At 61.2% G+C, this 19,310-nt stretch carries 18 protein-coding genes; 2 read left to right on the forward strand and 16 right to left on the reverse strand.

Annotation, left to right across the window (positions count from 1 at the left end):
* Positions 1-14 precede the first annotated feature (14 nt).
* Both BPRO_RS13285 and folD read left to right on the forward strand, forming a co-directional pair.
* Positions 15-641, forward strand: a complete 627-nt coding sequence (locus BPRO_RS13285) for a response regulator transcription factor (RefSeq protein WP_011483588.1) — start codon at positions 15-17, stop codon at positions 639-641.
* Positions 642-739: 98 nt separating this feature from the next.
* A complete protein-coding gene (gene folD / locus BPRO_RS13290) occupies positions 740-1,585 on the forward strand; it encodes a bifunctional methylenetetrahydrofolate dehydrogenase/methenyltetrahydrofolate cyclohydrolase FolD (RefSeq protein WP_011483589.1) in 846 nt (281 codons plus the stop codon).
* Here folD and BPRO_RS13295 read toward each other — a convergent pair.
* The 16 genes from BPRO_RS13295 to uppS all read right to left on the reverse strand — a co-directional run bounded on the left by BPRO_RS13295 (position 1,582) and on the right by uppS (position 19,305).
* Positions 1,582-2,037, reverse strand: coding sequence for a DUF4149 domain-containing protein (locus BPRO_RS13295; protein WP_011483590.1), 456 nt, complete (start codon positions 2,035-2,037; stop codon positions 1,582-1,584). The two genes, folD and BPRO_RS13295, sit on opposite strands and share 4 nt — an antisense overlap.
* Positions 2,038-2,168: 131 nt before the next feature.
* The gene (gene greA, locus BPRO_RS13300) at positions 2,169-2,645 is read right to left on the reverse strand and encodes a transcription elongation factor GreA (RefSeq protein ID WP_011483591.1); all 477 of its coding nucleotides are present in this window, start codon (positions 2,643-2,645) and stop codon (positions 2,169-2,171) included.
* 101 nt (positions 2,646-2,746) lie between these two features.
* Positions 2,747-5,977, reverse strand: a complete 3,231-nt coding sequence (gene carB / locus BPRO_RS13305) for a carbamoyl-phosphate synthase large subunit (protein WP_011483592.1) — start codon at positions 5,975-5,977, stop codon at positions 2,747-2,749.
* Entirely contained in the window at positions 5,970-7,175 is a 1,206-nt protein-coding gene (gene carA / locus BPRO_RS13310) for a glutamine-hydrolyzing carbamoyl-phosphate synthase small subunit (RefSeq protein ID WP_011483593.1), read from the reverse strand. Before carA ends, carB begins: the two co-directional genes overlap by 8 nt.
* A gap of 227 nt (positions 7,176-7,402) precedes the next feature.
* Positions 7,403-8,185, reverse strand: a complete 783-nt coding sequence (locus tag BPRO_RS13315) for a TrmH family RNA methyltransferase (protein WP_011483594.1) — start codon at positions 8,183-8,185, stop codon at positions 7,403-7,405.
* The gene (gene rnhB / locus BPRO_RS13320) at positions 8,182-8,799 is read right to left on the reverse strand and encodes a ribonuclease HII (RefSeq protein ID WP_041388818.1); all 618 of its coding nucleotides are present in this window, start codon (positions 8,797-8,799) and stop codon (positions 8,182-8,184) included. The genes BPRO_RS13315 and rnhB overlap by 4 nt, the downstream gene beginning before the upstream one ends.
* Positions 8,771-9,925: a lipid-A-disaccharide synthase gene (gene lpxB, locus BPRO_RS13325; protein ID WP_081430517.1), complete on the reverse strand. Its 1,155-nt coding sequence runs from the start codon at positions 9,923-9,925 to the stop codon at positions 8,771-8,773. Before lpxB ends, rnhB begins: the two co-directional genes overlap by 29 nt.
* Positions 9,926-9,934: 9 nt before the next feature.
* Positions 9,935-10,747 (reverse strand): acyl-ACP--UDP-N-acetylglucosamine O-acyltransferase, encoded by an 813-nt coding sequence (lpxA, locus tag BPRO_RS13330; protein ID WP_011483597.1) that lies wholly within the window; start codon positions 10,745-10,747, stop codon positions 9,935-9,937.
* A 16-nt stretch (positions 10,748-10,763) separates the two neighbouring features.
* A complete protein-coding gene (gene fabZ / locus BPRO_RS13335; protein WP_011483598.1) occupies positions 10,764-11,204 on the reverse strand; it encodes a 3-hydroxyacyl-ACP dehydratase FabZ in 441 nt (146 codons plus the stop codon).
* Positions 11,201-12,256, reverse strand: a complete 1,056-nt coding sequence (lpxD, locus tag BPRO_RS13340) for a UDP-3-O-(3-hydroxymyristoyl)glucosamine N-acyltransferase (protein ID WP_011483599.1) — start codon at positions 12,254-12,256, stop codon at positions 11,201-11,203. The genes fabZ and lpxD overlap by 4 nt, the downstream gene beginning before the upstream one ends.
* Positions 12,257-12,306: 50 nt before the next feature.
* Positions 12,307-12,813: an OmpH family outer membrane protein gene (locus tag BPRO_RS13345; protein WP_011483600.1), complete on the reverse strand. Its 507-nt coding sequence runs from the start codon at positions 12,811-12,813 to the stop codon at positions 12,307-12,309.
* A complete protein-coding gene (gene bamA / locus BPRO_RS13350) occupies positions 12,813-15,110 on the reverse strand; it encodes an outer membrane protein assembly factor BamA (protein WP_041388819.1) in 2,298 nt (765 codons plus the stop codon). The genes BPRO_RS13345 and bamA overlap by 1 nt, the downstream gene beginning before the upstream one ends.
* Positions 15,111-15,141: 31 nt before the next feature.
* Positions 15,142-16,518: an RIP metalloprotease RseP gene (rseP, locus tag BPRO_RS13355; protein ID WP_011483602.1), complete on the reverse strand. Its 1,377-nt coding sequence runs from the start codon at positions 16,516-16,518 to the stop codon at positions 15,142-15,144.
* A 1-nt stretch (position 16,519) separates the two neighbouring features.
* Positions 16,520-17,707 carry a 1-deoxy-D-xylulose-5-phosphate reductoisomerase gene (gene ispC / locus BPRO_RS13360; RefSeq protein ID WP_011483603.1) on the reverse strand — a complete coding sequence of 396 codons (1,188 nt, stop codon included), beginning with the start codon at positions 17,705-17,707 and terminating at the stop codon, positions 16,520-16,522.
* A gap of 9 nt (positions 17,708-17,716) precedes the next feature.
* A complete protein-coding gene (locus BPRO_RS13365; RefSeq protein WP_011483604.1) occupies positions 17,717-18,565 on the reverse strand; it encodes a phosphatidate cytidylyltransferase in 849 nt (282 codons plus the stop codon).
* Positions 18,565-19,305: a polyprenyl diphosphate synthase gene (gene uppS, locus BPRO_RS13370; RefSeq protein WP_011483605.1), complete on the reverse strand. Its 741-nt coding sequence runs from the start codon at positions 19,303-19,305 to the stop codon at positions 18,565-18,567. Before uppS ends, BPRO_RS13365 begins: the two co-directional genes overlap by 1 nt.
* Positions 19,306-19,310: the final 5 nt, after the last annotated feature.

A 19,310-nucleotide genomic window follows, 5' to 3' on the forward strand; every position in this document is an offset into this window, starting at 1 on the left:
AAAGAAAGTTTGGCATGAGCTTGATTCCCAAAAAAGGCACTGTTTACGTCATTGATGATGACGAGGGCGTGCGCGATTCGCTGCAATGGCTGCTCGAAGGCAAGGACTACCGGGTGCGCTGCTACGACTCGGCTGAAACATTTCTGAGCCGCTACGACGCGCGCGAAGTGGCCTGCCTGATCGTGGATATCCGCATGGGCGGCATGACCGGCCTGGAGCTGCAGGACCGGCTGGTCGAACGCAAGTCGCCGTTGCCGATTGTCTTCATCACCGGCCACGGCGATGTCCCCATGGCGGTCAACACCATGAAGAAAGGCGCCATGGACTTCATCCAGAAGCCTTTTCAGGAAGAAGCGCTGGTCAATCTGGTCGAGCGCATGCTGGAACAGGCCAAGGAAGCCTTCGCAGGCCACCAGCAATCCGCCAGCCGCGACGCCCTGCTGGCCAAGCTGACGTCGCGCGAAGCGCAGGTGCTCGAACGCATCGTGGCGGGCCGCCTGAACAAGCAGATTGCCGACGACCTGGGCATCAGCATCAAGACGGTGGAAGCCCACCGCGCCAACATCATGGAAAAGCTCAATGCCAATACCGTGGCTGACCTGCTGAAAATAGCGCTGGGCTCCAACGCGCCCAAGGCCTGAGAGCCACCGGAGCCGAATTCCCAGCCGCTAACTTTTTATAGCTGCTTGCGCCCGTAGTTCCTGGACTAGCGGGCGTTTTTACTTAGAAAATTGAAATCATGACTGCACAACTCATTGACGGGAATGCCCTCTCCAGACAACTGCGTGCGGAGGTCGCCCGGCGCGCGGCAGCGCTGCGCGCCCGCGGCATCACGCCGGGTCTGGCGGTCGTGCTGGTGGGAGAAAATCCGGCCAGCCAGGTCTATGTGCGCAACAAGGTCAAGGCCTGCCAGGACAACGGCCTGCATTCGGTGCTCGAGCACTACCCGGCCGCGCTCAGCGAGGCCGAGTTGCTGGCCCGGGTCCATGCCCTGAACAATGACCCGGCCATCCACGGCATCCTGGTTCAGCTCCCACTGCCTGCGCATATAGACGCGCACAAGGTCATTGAAGCCATTGCCCCCGGCAAGGATGTCGACGGATTCCATGTGGCCAGCGCAGGCGCCCTGATGGTCGGACAGCCGGGCTTCTGGCCCTGCACACCCTATGGCTGCATGAAGATGCTGGAAAGCATTGGCTACGACCTGCGGGGCAAGCACGCCGTGGTCATTGGCCGCAGCAACATCGTGGGCAAGCCCATGGCCATGATGCTGCTGCAAAAAAATGCCACGGTGACGATCTGCCACAGCGCCACCAAAGACCTGAAGGCCATGACGCTGCAGGCCGACGTGATCGTAGCCGCAGTCGGCAAACGCAATGTGCTGACCGCCGACATGGTCAAGCCGGGTGCTGTCGTCATTGACGTGGGCATGAACCGCAACGATGAAGGCAAACTCTGCGGCGACGTCGACTTTGAAGGCGTCAAGGAGGTGGCAGGCTACATCACGCCGGTGCCTGGCGGCGTCGGCCCCATGACCATCACCATGCTGCTGGTCAACACGCTGGAATCTGCTGAGCGCCTTTAATCGGGACTGGATGCTGCCGACGCGGCGCCTGCCGCGGGTCGGCTCAGGCGCCAGAGGCTCAAGCCCGCGCACAACCACTGGCCCAGGTACATGGCGCTTCCCAGGCCATGCCAGAGCTTGAGGTTGGCGCCTTCGGCCCGGGCACTGACGATACGCGGCGCCACGCCAAACTCCACCAGCAAGGCCAGCAACAGCCCTGCCACCACAAATTTTGTGGCCGCCGCCGCATAAAGGGCCGTGGCCGGATCGTCTTTTTTATTGAAAACCAGCAGCATCAGCATGGCACATGCCGTGCTGAGCCAGGTCTGCGCGCTGAAGAGTTTGGCGGCCATCGCACCGGCGGCTGCCGGACTGCCAAGGTGCATGAACAGCAGGGGCACCACCACAAAGCCCACGCCGGTGAGACTGCCCCACCAGAGCGCGGCCAGCAGGATGGCAAACCGTTGTTTCACGGATGCGGCCAGACCGCCGGGGCGAACGGCCGGGATTGCGCTTCAGCCACCAAGGCGGTCGACACCAGCCTGCCTGGGATCATGCCCCGGCAGCGAATTGTCACGCAAGGGACCCACAAAGACGCCATGCTTCAGATGTACATGACCGCCACAATCTCGTAGCGCTTCACGCCACCCGGCGCCTGCACTTCAGCCGTATCGCCCTCATCCTTGCCGATCAATGCACGTGCAATCGGTGAGCCGATGTTGACCCGGCCATGTTTGATGTCGGCCTCATCTTCCCCCACGATCTGGTAAGTCACGGTGTCGCCTGACTCCTCGTCCTGCAACTCAATGGTCGAGCCAAACACCACCCTGCCGCCCGCGTCCAGCTCCGACGGGTCAATGATCTGCGCCGCGGACAGCTTGCCTTCTATTTCCTGGATGCGCCCTTCGATAAAACCCTGGCGATCCTTGGCCGCGTCGTATTCGGCGTTCTCACTCAGGTCGCCTTGGGCGCGCGCCTCGGAAATCGAGTTGATGACCCAGGGACGGTCAACGGTTTTGAGCTGGTGCAATTCAGCCTTGAGTTTTTCTGCACCGCGCTTGGTGATGGGTAAGGTTGCCATGTTTTTGCTCCTGCAAAAGCGAAACCGCCACCAGTCACCTGGCGGCGGAATATTTAATCGGCTCAAGTTTAATGCAAAACCTGCGTCAGCCGTCCCGGTAATTAACCTAGTTGCGCGTGGAGTTCCTGCACGGAATACACGTTCAGGTTATCCAGGTATTTCATGCCTTCGACGGCGGCTTCGGCACCGGCAATGGTGGTGTAGGTGGTCACGCGGGCCAGCAGCGCCGAGGTACGGATCTGCCGCGAGTCGGCAATCGCATTGCGCCGCTCTTCCACGGTGTTGATGACCAGGGCAATCTCGTCGTTCTTGATCATGTCCACCACGTGCGGCCGGCCTTCGGTGACCTTGTTGACCACCGTGCAGGCAATACCTGCCGCCTGGATGGCGGCAGCCGTTCCCTTGGTGGCCACCAGCTCGAACTTCAGTGCCGCGAGGGATCGCGCCACTTCCACCGCGCGCGGCTTGTCGTTGTTCTTGACCGTCAGGAAGACCTTGCCCGATGTCGGCAGCTTGGTGCCGGCACCGAGCTGCGACTTCACAAAGGCCTCGCCAAAAGTCTTGCCGACACCCATCACCTCACCGGTGGACTTCATCTCGGGGCCGAGAATGGTGTCCACGCCGGGGAATTTGACAAAGGGGAAGACCGCCTCCTTCACGCTGAAGTAAGGGGGCGTCACCTCGCTGGTGACGCCCTGCGAGGCCAGCGACTGGCCAACCATGCAGCGTGCCGCCACCTTGGCCAGCTGGATGCCGGTGGCCTTGCTGACGAAGGGCACGGTACGCGATGCGCGCGGGTTGACCTCCAGCACGTAGATCACATCCTTGCCATCGATGTTCTGGATGGCGAACTGCACGTTCATCAGGCCGACGACGTTCAGGGCCTGGGCCATGGCGGCGGTCTGACGCTTGATCTCGGTCACCGTTTCGGCCCGCAATGAATAAGGCGGCAAGGAACAGGCCGAGTCGCCGCTGTGCACGCCGGCCTGCTCGATATGCTCCATCACGCCGCCGATGAAGGTCACGCCCTTATCGTCACGAATGCAATCGACGTCACATTCAATTGCGTCGTTCAAAAAGCGGTCCAGCAACACCGGCGAGTCATGGCTGACCTTGACCGCTTCGCGCATGTAGCGCTCCAGGTCGCGCTGCTCGTGCACGATCTCCATGGCGCGGCCACCCAGCACATAACTGGGGCGCACCACCAGGGGGTACCCCAGGGCAGCGGCCTTTTCCAGCGCCTCGGGTTCGGTACGGGCGGTGGCATTCGGCGGCTGGCGCAGCTTGAGCTCATGCAGCAGCTTCTGGAAGCGCTCGCGGTCTTCCGCCGCGTCAATCATGTCGGGCGAGGTGCCAATGATGGGCACGCCATTGGCTTCCAGGTCGAGCGCCAGCTTCAGGGGCGTCTGGCCACCGTACTGGACGATCACGCCCAACGGCTTTTCCTTGTCGACAATTTCCAGTACATCTTCCAGCGTCAGCGGCTCGAAGTAGAGGCGATCGGACGTGTCGTAGTCGGTGGACACGGTTTCGGGATTGCAGTTGACCATGATGGTCTCGTAGCCGTCTTCGCGCATGGCCAGGGCCGCATGCACGCAGCAGTAGTCAAACTCGATCCCCTGCCCGATCCGGTTGGGCCCGCCGCCCAGCACCATGATTTTCTTTTTATCGGTTGGCGCGGCTTCGCACTCGCTGCCCTCGGCCTCGTAGGTCGAGTACATATAGGCCGTGTTGGTCGAAAACTCGGCGGCGCAGGTGTCCACGCGCTTGTAGACCGGCCGCACGCCGAGTTCGCGGCGTTTTTCACGGATGGCGGTGTCGGTGGTCTTGAGCTGCTTGGCCAGGCGCCGGTCGGAAAAGCCCTTTTGCTTGAGCGCCCGCAGCGTGACCGCGTCAATCTTGTCAAGCGAGGTGGTTTCAAGCTCCAGCTCTATCTTGACGATCTGCTCGATCTGCACCAGGAACCACGGATCAATCCTGGTCAGCGCAAACACTTCGTCCACGCTCATGCCCAGGGCAAAGGCATCGCCCACGTACCAGATGCGGTCCGGGCCTGGCGCGCCGAGCTCTTTCTCGAGCACTTCGCGGTCCTGGGTCTTCTCGTTCATGCCGTCCACGCCGACTTCCAGGCCGCGCAGGGCTTTCTGGAAGGACTCCTGGAAGGTCCGGCCCATGGCCATCACCTCGCCCACCGATTTCATCTGCGTGGTCAGGCGCGAATCGGCAGTCGGGAATTTCTCGAAGGCAAAACGCGGGATCTTGGTCACCACGTAATCGATGCTCGGCTCAAAACTGGCCGGCGTCGCGCCGCCGGTGATCTCGTTGCGCAGCTCATCCAGCGTATAGCCGACCGCCAGCTTGGCGGCGACCTTGGCAATCGGGAAACCCGTGGCTTTGGATGCCAGGGCCGAAGAACGTGAAACGCGCGGATTCATCTCGATCACCACCATGCGGCCATCGACCGGGTTGATGGAGAACTGGACGTTGGAACCGCCGGTGTCCACCCCGATCTCACGCAGCACGGCCAGCGAGGCATTGCGCAGTATCTGGTATTCCTTGTCGGTCAGCGTCTGGGCTGGCGCGACTGTGATGGAGTCGCCGGTGTGCACACCCATGGGATCCAGGTTTTCGATCGAGCAGACGATGATGCAGTTGTCCGCGGTGTCGCGAACCACTTCCATCTCGTACTCTTTCCAGCCCAGCAACGACTCTTCGATCAACAGCTCGTTGGTCGGCGAGGCTTCCAGGCCGCGCTTGCAGATGACTTCAAACTCTTCCGGGTTGTAGGCAATGCCGCCGCCGGTGCCACCCAGCGTAAAGCTGGGGCGGATCACGGTTGGAAAGCCCACGGTCTTCTGCACCGCCCAGGCTTCATCCATGCTGTGCGCGATGCCCGAGCGGGCCGAACCGAGACCGATCTTGGTCATCGCTTCCTTGAACTTCAGGCGATCTTCAGCCTTGTCGATGGCTTCGGGCTTGGCACCAATAAGCTCAACCTTGTACTTTTCAAGCACCCCGTGGTGCCACAAGTCCAGCGCGCAATTAAGTGCAGTCTGGCCACCCATCGTTGGCAGGATCGCGTCGGGACGCTCTTTGGCGATGATCTTTTCAACCGTCTGCCAGGTGATGGGCTCAATGTAGGTCACGTCGGCCGTGGCCGGGTCGGTCATGATCGTGGCCGGATTGCTGTTGATCAGGATGACCTTGTAGCCTTCTTCGCGCAAGGCCTTGCAGGCCTGCACGCCGGAGTAATCGAACTCGCAGGCCTGGCCGATGATGATCGGGCCGGCGCCGATGATGAGGACGCTCTTGATGTCTGTGCGCTTAGGCATTCTTCTTCTCCCCTGCCTGTTCCATCAGCGCGGTGAAACGGTCAAACAAATACGAAATGTCATGCGGGCCGGGTGACGCTTCAGGGTGTCCCTGAAAGCAGAACGCGGGCTTGTCGGTGCGTGCCAGGCCCTGCAGCGTGCCATCAAACAGGCTGATGTGCGTGGGCCGCAGGTTGGCGGGCAGGCTTTTCTCGTCCACTGCAAAACCGTGGTTCTGGCTGGTGATGCTGACACGGCCGTTGTCGAGGTCCTTGACCGGATGGTTGGCGCCGTGGTGACCAAACTTCATCTTGAAGGTTTTGGCTCCGCTGGCCAGTGCCATGATCTGGTGGCCCAGGCAGATACCGAAGGTGGGAATGCCGGTCTCGATCAATTCGCGCACGGCAGCAATGGCGTAGTCGCACGGCTCCGGATCACCCGGGCCGTTGGCGAGGAAAATGCCGTCAGGCTTGAGCTTGAGCACATCGGCGGCCGGAGTTTGCGCCGGCACCACGGTGATACGCGCACCGCGCTCGGCCATCATGCGCAGGATGTTTTTCTTGACGCCAAAGTCATAAGCCACCACGTGGAATTTTGGGGTGATCTGCACACCATAGCCCGGCTTGCCTTCCAGGTTCATGAGCTTCCACTCGGTTTGCGTCCATTCGTAGGTCTGCTTGGCGGACACGACCTTAGCCAGGTCCAGGCCAGCCATGCTGGGCGCGCCGCGCGCGGCAGCCACGGCCTTTTCGATGGCAGGCTGGCTGACCTCTTCACCTTCAGGCAGCGCCAGAATGCACCCGTTTTGTGCACCATTGGTGCGAAGCAGGCGTGTGAGTTGGCGGGTGTCGATGCCGGCGATGGCCACCGTGCCCTCCTTGACCAGATACTCGGACAAGGTCATGGACATGCGGAAATTGGAGGCCAGCAGCGGCAGGTCCTTGATGATCAGGCCGGCGGCATGGACTTTGTCGGCCTCGATGTCTTCGGCGTTGATGCCATAGTTGCCGATATGCGGATAGGTAAGGGTAACGATCTGCTGGCAGTAGCTCGGGTCCGTGAGGATTTCCTGGTAGCCGGTCATGGCGGTGTTGAACACCACCTCGCCGATCGTGGAGCCTGGCGCTCCAATCGAATTGCCGATAAAGACCGTGCCGTCTGCGAGCGCCAGGATGGCGTGAGGGGGTTGTCCTGATATTCCCTGTAGAGACAAAAGCACTGGGTTCTCCGGGTTGGTTACGGTTCGCCCAAGCATGCACAAGAAACGTCTCTTAAGACTCTTGCGGGCTGCTTTTGTGAGGGTGTTGGCTTGGTATGCGCTCGGGCGAAGCTGTGATTTGAAAAGCCACTGATTATAGCCTGAGGCGCTAGGTGTAACCCCCAATTTTGCTTGCGGCCAGCAGCTCCCTGACCCCGCAGGAGGGTCAATTTCCTGCAGCGCCCCGCTCAGCAGCGGGCCGTGGCGCTCGCGTACAGGCAAATGGCGGCGGCGGCGGCCACATTCAGCGACTCCTCCCCACCGGGCTGGTCTATGCGCACCTTGAGGGCCGATCGGGCCATCAGGTCGTCGCTCACGCCCTGCCCCTCGTGGCCCATGGCCCAGGCACAGGGCCGGGGCAGCGGCTGCTGGTGCAGGAAGCTGCCCTGGTGGGAACTGGTGACCACGATGGGAACTGTCAGCGCCGCCAGGGCGGCAGGCTCCACACCTTCCACCAACTGCAAGGCAAAGTGGGCACCCATGCCGGCCCGCAGCACCTTGGGCGACCAGAGGGCGGCCGTGCCCTTGAGGGCGATGATCTGGCCAAAACCGAAAGCCGCCGCGCTGCGCAGGATGGAGCCGACATTGCCGGCGTCCTGTACCCGGTCCAGGATCACTGAGGCTGCGCCCGCCTCCAGCCCGCTGGCCGCCGGCAGTTCCAGCACGAAGCCCATGCGCGCAGGTGATTCCAGCCCGCTGATTTCGGGCAACAACGCATCTGGAATGACTATGTTTTTAATAGCTGCGCGCGACCATTCGACGGGAGCCGAGGGCCAAAAAGACTCTGAAAAAATCGCCAGGGTCGGTTTCTTCCCGCGGGCGAGCGCGGCACGGCACAGATGATCGCCCTCCAGCCAGACGCGGCCCTGCTTGCGGTAAGCCGTGCTGTCCTGCGACAGCTTGCGCAATTCCTTGATGAGCGTGTTGTCGCGTGACGTGATGTGCGTGACAGCGCCGGGACTGACGCTCACCGCAAGACCTCGGCGACCGGCGCAAAAGACCGGCGGTGCTGGGGACAGGCGCCATGCTCGCGCAGCGCGGCGAGATGTTCAGCTGTGGAATACCCTTTGTGACTGGCAAAACCGTACTGCGGATATTCGAGGTGAAACTCGGCGCACCAGCGGTCACGGTAGACCTTGGCCAGAATCGAAGCGGCCGAGATGGCCGGCACGATGGCATCGCCTCCGATCACGGCCTCCGACACGATGGCCAGCGTGGGCAAGCGATTGCCGTCGACCAGCACCTTGTTGGGCTTCAGGCGCAGGCTCTCCACCGCGCGCCTCATCGCCAGCATGGTGGCCTGCAGGATGTTCAGCCGGTCTATCTCCTCAGCCGTGGCCAGCGCAATTGAGCAGCACAGCGCTTTGGCGCGGATTTCGTCATACAACGCTTCGCGCCGCTGCGGCGTCAGTTTTTTGGAGTCGGCCAGGCCCTTGATGGGATTGAGCTCGTCGAGGATGACAGCCGCAGCCACCACTGGGCCCATCAGCGGGCCCCGCCCGGCCTCGTCCACGCCGGCCAGGAGACCGGGAGTGTCCCAGGACAAGGGAGTTTGCTCAGCTTTCAAGAATTTGCTGGATCGCATCGGTCGCCAATTGAGAAGTATCGCGCTGCAGTTCGGCATGCAGCGCCATGAATCGTTGTTCAACAGCCGCTATTTTGGCAGGAGCCGTTGATTTTGCATCCACCCATTGCAACAACCCGGCAGCCAACGCTTCTGGCGTCGCCGCTTCCTGCAGCAGCTCGGGCACAACGAAATCCTGGCACAGGATATTGGGCAGTCCAACCCAGGGCTGCAGCTTCTTGCGCCGCATGATCTGCCACGACAGCCAGTTCATGTTGTAGGCAATCACCATGGGGCGCTTGAACAAAGCCGCTTCCAGGGTCGCGGTGCCGCTGGCAATCAGGGTCACATCGCAAGCAGCGAGCGCGGTGTGCGACTGGCCTTCGATAATTTGCAGGTCGGCCCGCATGCCGGCCGCATCGGCCAGTCGCTCGATCACGGTTTTCAGCAAAGGGACGGCTGGAACTATAAATTTGATAGCCGGTTGTGCTCGTTTTACCAAGGCTGCAGCCCTGAAAAACCTCTCGGCCAAATATTGGATCTCGGACTTGCGGCTACCCGGCAAGATCGCGATGACCACGGCGTCATCCTGCAGTCCCAACTTGCGCCTCGCGGCGGCCCGGTCCGGCTGCAGGGGAATCACGCTGGCCAGCGGATGGCCGACATACGTGGCCGCAATGCCATGGGAAGCCAGCAAGGCTGGTTCGAACGGAAAAATGCACAGCACGTGGTCTACGCTGCGCCGGATCTTCTCGACGCGGTTCGCACGCCAGGCCCAGACGGAAGGACTGACAAAATGGACGGTCTTGATGCCCTGCGCCTTCAGAGCCGCTTCGAGGTCGAGATTGAAGTCGGGGGCGTCTACACCGATGAAAATATCAGGGCGCTGATCGAGCAGCCGCTTTTTCAGTTGCTCGCGTATGCCGACGATCTCACGGTAATGACGCAGCACCTCCACATAGCCGCGTACCGCCAGCTTGTCGTGCGGCCACCAGGCCTGAAAACCGCGCCCGGCCATGTACGGCCCGCCAATACCGCAGGTCTGCAAGCCCGGCCAGCGCTCACGCAGCCCGTCCAGCAGCAAGCCAGCCAGCAAATCACCGGAAGTTTCTCCGGCAACCATGGCGATCCTGGGTGCCGCGCTCATGGAGGCCGGCTACCGGACAATGCCGCGCTGCGGCGAGGTTTGCGCCAGGAATGACAGCATCATCTGGATATCGGGAGCCGCTTCCGGCTGCTTGTCGGCCAGTTCAGCGATTCGAGCCCGGGCCAGATCCAGTGTCAAATCATCCCGGTACAGCGCCTTGTGCATGGCCTTGACGGCCGAAAGGCGTCCGGCAGAAAAGCCGCGGCGCCGCAGGCCCTCAAAATTCATCGACCGCGCCTGCGCGGGCTGGCCTTGTGCCATGACGAACGGCGGCAAATCGGCAAACAGCAGCGAACACATGGCCGTCATGCTGTGGGCGCCCAGCCGGACAAATTGGTGCGCCACGGTAAAACCGCCCAGAATGACCCAGTCGCCCACATAAACGTGACCGGCCAGCTGGGAGTTGTTGGCGAAGATCGTGTGGTTACCCACCACACAGTCATGCGCCAGATGCACATAAGCCATGATCCAGTTGTCATCGCCCACGCTTGTCACACCGCTGTCACCCGGTGAGCCGATATTGAAAGTACAGAACTCGCGGATGGTGTTGCGGTCGCCAATGACCAGTTCGCAGGGTTCGCCCGCGTATTTTTTGTCCTGCGGAATCGCACCGAGCGAGTTGAACTGGAAAATCCGGTTGTCGCGACCTATCGTTGTGTGGCCCTCGATCACGCAATGGGCCCCGATGGTGGTGCCTGCCCCCACCCTGACATGGGGACCGATAACCGTGTAAGGGCCGACACTGACCGAGCTGTCCAGCTGGGCCAGAGGATCGACAAGGGCGGTGGCATGAATGCCCGGCGCGGGAACTGGCGCGGTCATGTCTTTCAAGCCACCTTCAGGCAATGGTGCGCATGGTGCACATCAACTCGGCCTCGCAGGCGATGGCCTCACCCACGCGCGTCACACCCTTGAATTTGAAAATGCCGGCCTTCATGCGCTCCAGCGTCACATCCATGATCAGCTGGTCACCGGGTTCGACCGGCCGCTTGAAACGCGCGCCATCAATACCGGCAAAGTAGTACACCGTCTTGTCGTCCGGTGTCACGCCCAGGGTTTCGAACGCCAGCAGGGCAGCGGCCTGTGCCATGGCTTCCAGCATCAGCACGCCCGGCATCACGGGGTGGTGAGGGAAGTGCCCCATGAAAAACGGCTCGTTCATCGTGACGTTCTTGAGGGCCTTGATTCGTTTTCCCTTTTCGATTTCGAGCACACGGTCGACCAGCAGAATCGGGTACCGGTGCGGCAGCTGCTTGAGAATTTGGTGAATATCCATCATGATTTTTCTTGAATGTTCGACAGCGATTTTTCTGCCTGTTTGAGTCTTTCCCGCAAGACGTGAAGCTGCTTGAGCGTGGCAGCATTTTTTTCCCACGCGGTATTGTCGTCGATAGGAAAGAGACCGGTGTAATGACCAGGCTTCAAAATGGACCGCGTCACCACCGACGCCGCCGAAATATGCACGTGATCAGCCAGGCTCAGGTGGCCCAGCACAATGGCGCCTCCGCCCACCGTGCAATGCGCGCCGATGGTGGCACTGCCCGCGACACCCGCGCAACCTGCCATGGCGGTGTGCTTGCCGATCCGCACGTTGTGGCCTATCTGCACCAGGTTATCCAGCTTGACACCGTCTTCCAGAACCGTATCTTGCAGCGCGCCCCGGTCAATGCATGTGTTGGCGCCGATTTCCACATCATTGCCGATCTTCACCGCGCCAAGCTGCTCGATCTTGATCCATTGACCCTGATGCGGTGCGAAGCCAAAACCGTCCGCGCCGATCACCGCACCGGGATGCACAATGCAACGCTCGCCGATGTAGCAGCCATCTGCGACGGTCACGCGGGCCGACAGCCGGCTTTCGGCACCAACATGCGCATCCCGCCCAATAACGCAATGCTCTGCAATCCGCGCGCCCGCGCCGATCACAGTGCCGGCCGAGATGCAGGCGAACGCGCCCACGGAAACACCCGGCGCGAGGGTTGCGGCGGGATCGATAAACGCGCTGGGATGAATGTGCGGCGCAGCCTGCAACACATGCCGGTACTTCCAGAGCTGGGTGATCAGGGCAAAGTAATGGTAGGGGTCGTCCACCACGATGCAGGCACCGCGGCTGACAGCGGCCTCTCGGGCAGCCGGAGCCACCACGACACAGGCGGCAGCCGACTGCGCAAGTTTGGCGAGATATTTGGGGTGGCTGAGAAAACTCAGGTCGTGGGGGCCGGCCGCGTCCAGCGTGGACAGCCGCTCTATCTGCACATCGGGGTTGCCGACGAGCTCGGCCTGCACCGTTGGGGCCAGGGACTGAACAATATCGGCCAGACGGAGCGTCACACTGCGCCTGCCATTTTCACAACGATGCTGGTGGTGAACACACCCCGCAATTAACGGGAGGCGTTCAGCGCCTTGATCACCTTGTCGGTGATGTCATGCTTGGGATTGACGTAGACCGACTCCTGAAGGATCAGGTCGTACTTTTCGGTTTCAGCCAGTGTTTTGACCACCTTGTTGGCGCGCTCGATCACCTGCTGAAGTTCTTCGTTCTTGCGGGCATTCAGGTCCTCCTGGAACTCGCGGCGCTTGCGCTGGAAATCCCGGTCCTGGTCGACCAGCTGCTTTTGCCGGGTGTTGCGCTGGCTCTCGGCCAGCGTGGGCGCCTCGCGTTCAAATTTGTCTGACAGGGTTTTCAGCTGCGTGGCGCTGTCGTTCAGTTCTTTCTCGCGCTTGCTGAATTCCTGCTCCAGTTTGGTCTGGGCGGCCTTGGCGGAATTGGCTTCACGGAAAATCCTGTCCAGGTTGACAACCCCAACCTTGAACTCCTGCGCACTGGCGGAAAAACCCGCCAATGCGATGACGCAGCCCAGGAAAATTTTGGTTGAAAAATGCTTCATTAGAAAGATGTACCAATTTGGAATTGCAACCGTTCTATTCTATCGCCTGCCATTTTGCGTATTGGCATGGCATAGGCAATTCGCAGGGGGCCCACCGGAGAAATCCAGCTGATGCCGATACCGGCGGAAGCCCTCAGGTCATTGACGCGATAGCTCTCCTTTTCGCCGAATACGTTGCCTGCATCGACAAATCCGTACATACGCAGCGTACGGTCGTTTCCGGCGCCCGGGAATGGCGCGATGAGCTCGGCATTGAGCGTCAGTTTTTTCGGACCACCCGTCGCCAGATCCGAGGCATCACGGGGACCCAGGGAGCTCTGCTCAAACCCGCGCACCGATCCCAAGCCACCCGAGTAGTAGTTCTTGAAAAGCGGGTAAGGCTGTCCGCTGAGGCCTTTGCCCCAGCCCAACTCGCCATTCAGCGCAACCGTGAACTGCTTGTTCAGCGGAATGTATTGCTGGACCTGGTAATTGGCGCGCACAAACTTGATGTCGCCCGCAACACCCCAATCCCCATACAAACGCTGGTACCGGCCCGAAGTGGGCACCAGTGCGCTGTCCCGGTTGTCACGCGACCAGCCGACCGTCAGGGGAATGGAGTTGCTCTTGAAGCCGAACTGATCGGCATAGGTCTGGTAGCTCACGGGAAGGTTGGTTCCCGGCACGATCGTCAGGGACTCGAAACCACTGCCAAAATAAACCGTGTCGTTCTCGGTGAAGGGAACGCCGAAACGAATGCTTGCGCCCCTCGTCTTCAGGCTGTAGTCACCGCCCTGGCCGGACAGCGGCTTGGACGTGCGGTCGTACACGTCAATGGTGCGGGAGATGCCATCGGCCGTGAAATACGGGTCGATCGTGCTCAGGACCATCTGGCGATTTGACTTGCTGGTATTGACTTCAATACCCAAGTAGTTGCCCGAACCAAAAACGTTTTCCTGCTTGATGCCGAACAGCAGGGAAACGCTGTCGGCACTTGAATAGCCCGCGCCAAGCTGCAGGTTGCCGGTGGGTTTTTCAACCACGGAAACATTGACATCAACCTGGTCGGCCGTACCCGTCACTTCCTGGGTATCGATATTCACCTCATTGAAAAAGCCCAGGCGGTCAACGCGATCACGCGACAGGCGGATCTTGTCGCCGTCATACCAGGAGGACTCGAACTGGCGAAACTCCCTGCGCACCACTTCATCGCGCGTGCGGTTGTTGCCCGACACATTCACGCGCCGCACATAGGCCCGGCGGGATGGCTCCGCCTGCAGCACAAAGGCCACACGGTTATTGACCCGGTCAATTTCAGGCACAGCTTCGACCCTGGCGAAAGCGAATCCGAAGGTGCCGAAGTAGTCGATAAAAGCCTTCCTGGTCTCGGCCACTGCGTCGGCGTTGTACGCCTCGGCAGGCTTGATGGTCACCAGGGATTTGAATTCTTCTTCCTTGCCCAGGTAATCGCCCTCAAGCTTCACGCTGGAGACCACGAAGCGTTCGCCCTCGGTGACGTTGACGGTGACAGCGATGCTTTGCTTGTCGGGAGAGATCGCGACCTGGGTTGAATCGACCTTGAACTCAAGGTAACCACGGGACAGATAGTAGGAACGCAGGGTCTCAATATCGGCATTGAGCTTGGCCCGGGAATAACGGTCAGACTTGGTGTACCAGCTGAGCCATCCGCCGGTGTCAAGGTCAAACAGGCCCAGCAGGGTGGACTCGCTGAACGCCTTGTTGCCGGTAATGTGGATTTCCTTGATTTTTGCCACGTCGCCTTCAACGACGCTGAAAGTCAGGTTCACGCGGTTGCGCTCGATCGGCGTCACCGTGGTGACCACCTCCGCGCCATACAGGCTCTTGTTGATGTACTGGCGCTTGAGTTCCTGCTCTGCCTTGTCCGCCAGGGCCTTGTCGAAAGGCTGGCCATCGGCAATGCCAACGTCGCGAAGCGCCTTTTTAAGGGCTTCCTTGTCAAATTCCTTGGTACCGACGAAGTCAACGTCCGCTACGGTAGGACGCTCTTCAACAATGACGACCAGCACGTCACCGCTGACTTCGAGCCGGACATCCTTGAACAGGCCGAGGCCGAACAGCGCTCGAATGGCCGTGGAGCCCTTCTCGTCGTTATAGGTTTCGCCGACACGAAAGGGAAGCGAGGCAAAAATCGTCCCGGGCTCAACGCGCTGCAAGCCTTCAACCCGGATGTCACGGACGGTGAAGGGATCAACTGCCCAGGCGGCATTGACAGCAAACAAACCAGCGGCAATGGCGCAGACCGCACGAATTTTGAATTTATTTAATTGTTTTTGCATGAAATGTATGAAATTGGCCTGAGTCCTGGTGTTAGCCCAATAGCCGGGTGAGATCATTAAAAAGGGCAATACACATCATGCCCAACAGGATCGCAACGCCACCGCGTTGCAGCCGGTCCATCCAGGCATCAGACACGCCTCGACCCGTAATCCCCTCCCAAAGATAATACATCAGGTGCCCACCATCCAGAACCGGCAGCGGCAGCAGATTCAGGACGCCCAGGCTCACACTGATCAGCGCCAGAAACAGCAGGTAGGCGCTCCAGCCCAGGCTGGCCGACTTGCCGGCGTAATCCGCAATGGTTAACGGCCCACTCAGATTTTTGAGCGAGGCTTCGCCGATCACCATTTTCCACATCATCTTGAGCGTCAGCTGGGACACTTCCCAGGTGCGCACAACACCCTGCCACAAGCCGTCGAGCGGCCCATAGCGCACCGTCACAAATTCAGGGGGCGCCCCCACATAGGCGCCGATTCGCGCCACTGCTACCCCCCTCTCCCGCTTGATCTCGGGAGCGACCTGCAGCACCAGCGTCTGGCCGGCACGCTGGACTTGCCAGTCCTGCGGTGCGATTGCCGCGCCATCGCCCCTGGAAGCCCGTGCAGAGCCCCGTATGGCCTCGCGCAGCTGCTGTCCATCCACAATGGCGGTGCTACCCATGCGCAGGACCACGTCACCCGCCCGAAGACCGGCTTTTTGCGCCGCACCGCCAGCCATGACCTCGCCGATCACCGGGCGGGTCCATGGCCCCAGAATGCCGATTTTGCGGAAAAGCTGGGCATCGGCCTCGGCGGCATCGAGCTTGCTGAGCTCCAGCGTGACAGTCCGTGACGAACTGCCCGAGTCGTTCCCCAGCACCAGCTGCAGATCACGGCCATCCAGCGCACCCTGCGTCAGTCGCCAGCGGAGGTCTTCAAAAGAACGGACCGCCTGCAACTCATCGCCATCAAAAGCAGCCTGCTGGACGGTCTCAAAGCCGCGCAACCCGGCCCGCTCTGCCAGGGAGCCGGCAACAGGGCTGGCCAGAACGGCCTTGGGCTCCTGCAGGCCGCTCCAGTTGACGATGGCGTAAATCAGCACGGCCAGCAGCAGGTTGGCAGCAGGCCCGGCGGCTACGACGGCCGCGCGGGACTTCAGCGGCTGGGTGTTGAAAGCGAGATGGCGTTCGGCCGGATCCACCGGGGCCTCGCGCTCATCGAGCATCTTGACGTAGCCACCCAGCGGCAGCATGCCGATCGCAAATTCCGTGGGCTTGTTTTTGAGCCGCCAGGTGTAAATGGGCTTGCCAAAGCCTATGGAAAACTTCAGCACCTTGATGCCGCAGGCGACGGCCACCCGGTAATGACCGTATTCGTGCACGGCAATCAGGATGCCGAGAGCGACCACAAAGGCAAGCAGCGTCAACATGTCATGGCTCCAGACGTTCAATGATTTGACCGGCAACAAGGCGCGCCCGCGCGTCCAGTGCCAGCAATCCCTCGATATCGTTCACATCTGAGACCGCCATGGCATCCAAAGTTGCATGATTTACATGGTGGATGTGGTCAAAGCGGATGCGCCGGTCCAGAAATGCGGCCACCGCCGCCTCGTTGGCCGCATTGAGCACCGCCGTGCTGCCCACCGGTGCATTGAGGACCTCCCAGGCCAGCGGCAGTCCAGGAAACCGCTCATGATCGGGCACCTCAAAAGTCATGGTCGCCAACGCGGTGAAATCCAGCGCCCGGGCCCCCGAGGTAATGCGGTCCGGCCAGGCCAGGCCATAGGCGATGGGCACGCGCATGTCGGGCGTCCCCAGTTGCGCCACGACCGACGTATCGCGGTACTGCACCATGGAGTGAATGATGCTCTGCGGATGGATCACCACCTCGATCTGCTGCGGCGTCAGGCCGAACAGGTACTTGGCCTCGATGACCTCCAGGGCCTTGTTCATCATGGTGGCGGAATCAACCGATATCTTGCGCCCCATCACCCAGTTCGGGTGCGCGCACGCTTCATCGGGCGTCACATGCCGCAGGCTGCCCGGCTCCCGGGTCCGGAAAGGCCCGCCGGACGCTGTCAGGATGATTTTCTCGACACGCTGCGGCCAGCTGGCCGGATCCTCCGGCAGGGACTGGAAAATGGCCGAATGCTCGCTGTCGATGGGCAGCAGCTGCGCGCCGCCCGCACGAACCGCCTGCATGAAGACCTCTCCGCCGACCACGAGCGCTTCCTTGTTGGCCAGCAACAGGCGTTTGCCCGCCCTGGCGGCGGCCATACAGGGCGCCAGGCCAGCCGCACCCACAATGGCGGCCATCACGGTGTCCACCAGCTCATGAGACGCTATCATTTCGAGAGCATCAGGCACCCATAAAACCTGGACAGGAAGCTGATTTTCCTTGACCTTTTCAGCCAGCAGGCGGGCATGCGGCTCGCTCACCATCACGGCATATTGCGGCCTGAACTGCATGCACTGCGCCAGCATCAGGTCGACCTGGGTTGCCGCACTGAGCGCAAACACCTCAAAGCGCTCCGGATGGCTGGCAATCACGTCAAGTGTGTTGACGCCAATGGAGCCGGTTGAACCCAGAACGGTGATACGCTGTTTTTTGAAAGACATTCAACAAGCCTAAAGAGTGGCCAGCATCATGGCCAGCGGCAAGGTCGGCAACAGCGCATCGACACGGTCAAGCACCCCGCCGTGGCCCGGCAGCAAGGCGCTGGAGTCCTTCACACCCGCGCTGCGCTTGATCAGCGACTCGACCAGGTCACCCACCACGCTCATGGCAGCCAGAAAAATAACCGCCAACAGCATCACGACGATGCCATGGCGCTCCGTCAGGCGGGCATACAGCGTCTGGCCGGCGCCAGCACCCGAGGCCCCCATGGTCACCCAGGCCAGCGACAGGGCCACCACACCCGCCATGCCGCCCCAGACGCCTTCCCAGCTTTTGCCGGGGCTGATGGATGGCGCCAGCTTGCCCCTGCTGAAGCGTCCCCCAAATGTACGCCCCGCAAAATAGGCAAAGATGTCGGCCACCCAGACCAGCGTCAGCACCGAAAGCAGGAAATTGACCCCGATTACCCGCGCCTGCGCCACGGCCAGCCAGGCCAGCCAGAGCGCCAGCAGTCCCCCCACCAGCCGCACGGCCTTCGGGATGCGCGGCCAGCCGGTCACACCATTGCGCAACAGCCACGCACCAGCCAGCACCCAGGCGGCTCCCGCGGTGGCCCACAGCAGGGGCAAGGATTGATCGAGCAGGCCGCCATACCACGATAGCCCGCAGCCCAGCACGCACAGCGCGGCAAGCCCCACGGAGCCACCCTGCCCCAATGAATTCAGGCGGCCCCACTCCCAGCTGCCAGCAGCCATCAACACCAGCGCGACAGCAGCAAAGGCCACCGGCGTCTTGTAGAAAAGTGCAGGCAGCAAGATGGCCAAAAGGACAATGGCCGTGATCACACGCTGTTTAAGCATCAGGCTGCCTTCGGAGTGGTTTTTTGGCCATGCCCGCTGACCTGCGCCGACGTCTGGCCAAAACGGCGCTCGCGGGTGCGAAAGACAGCAATCGCTTCATCGAGCGCAGCCTCATCGAATTCAGGCCAGAGCTTGTCGGAAAAATGCAGTTCTGAGTACGCAGCCTGCCACAACAAAAAGTTGCTGATCCGCAACTCGCCGCCCGTGCGGATCAGCAGGTCGGGATCAGGAACATGGGCCAGCGCCATGGCCCGGTCCAACGCAAGCTCGGTGATCGGTTCGCCACTGCTGGCGACCTTTTTCGCAGCCTGGGCGATATCCCAGCGTCCGCCGTAGTTGAAGCACACATTGAAAATCAGGCGATGGTTGCCCGACGTCAGGTGCTCGGCCTGCGCCAGCCCGGCCTGGACTTTTTCCGAGAGCCGCTGGCGGTCTCCGACGAAATGCAGCCGCACCCCGCTGGCGTTCAGGTTGGGGACCTCGCGGGACAAGGACAAAACCAGCAGTTCCATCAGGCCAGAGACCTCCTCGAACGGCCGGTTCCAGTTTTCCGATGAAAACGCAAAAACCGTCAGCACGGCAATGCCGCGCTCCAGGCACGCGCGAACGCAACGGCTCAGGGAATCTACGCCCTGCTTGTGGCCGGCAATGCGCGGCAAGAACCGCTTGGTCGCCCAGCGGCCATTGCCATCCATCACGATGGCCACATGATGCGGGACGATGAGAGAGGGAGTGGCCATGGTCA

This window comes from Polaromonas sp. JS666 (assembly GCF_000013865.1).
Taxonomy (GTDB): Bacteria; Pseudomonadota; Gammaproteobacteria; order Burkholderiales; family Burkholderiaceae_C; genus Polaromonas.

Coding starts and splice junctions, on each gene's coding strand:
- carB (WP_011483592.1), bottom strand. CDS start 5,977: ATGCCTAAGCGCACAGACATCAAGAGCGTCCTCATCATCGGCGCCGGC.
- folD (WP_011483589.1), top strand. CDS start 740: ATGACTGCACAACTCATTGACGGGAATGCCCTCTCCAGACAACTGCGT.
- ispC (WP_011483603.1), bottom strand. CDS start 17,707: ATGTCTTTCAAAAAACAGCGTATCACCGTTCTGGGTTCAACCGGCTCC.
- BPRO_RS13345 (WP_011483600.1), bottom strand. CDS start 12,813: ATGAAGCATTTTTCAACCAAAATTTTCCTGGGCTGCGTCATCGCATTG.
- fabZ (WP_011483598.1), bottom strand. CDS start 11,204: ATGATGGATATTCACCAAATTCTCAAGCAGCTGCCGCACCGGTACCCG.
- BPRO_RS13285 (WP_011483588.1), top strand. CDS start 15: ATGAGCTTGATTCCCAAAAAAGGCACTGTTTACGTCATTGATGATGAC.
- rnhB (WP_041388818.1), bottom strand. CDS start 8,799: ATGCGATCCAGCAAATTCTTGAAAGCTGAGCAAACTCCCTTGTCCTGG.
- lpxA (WP_011483597.1), bottom strand. CDS start 10,747: ATGACCGCGCCAGTTCCCGCGCCGGGCATTCATGCCACCGCCCTTGTC.
- BPRO_RS13365 (WP_011483604.1), bottom strand. CDS start 18,565: ATGCTTAAACAGCGTGTGATCACGGCCATTGTCCTTTTGGCCATCTTG.
- rseP (WP_011483602.1), bottom strand. CDS start 16,518: ATGTTGACGCTGCTTGCCTTTGTGGTCGCTCTCGGCATCCTGATTGCC.
- bamA (WP_041388819.1), bottom strand. CDS start 15,110: ATGCAAAAACAATTAAATAAATTCAAAATTCGTGCGGTCTGCGCCATT.
- lpxB (WP_081430517.1), bottom strand. CDS start 9,925: ATGAGCGCGGCACCCAGGATCGCCATGGTTGCCGGAGAAACTTCCGGT.
- greA (WP_011483591.1), bottom strand. CDS start 2,645: ATGGCAACCTTACCCATCACCAAGCGCGGTGCAGAAAAACTCAAGGCT.
- uppS (WP_011483605.1), bottom strand. CDS start 19,305: ATGGCCACTCCCTCTCTCATCGTCCCGCATCATGTGGCCATCGTGATG.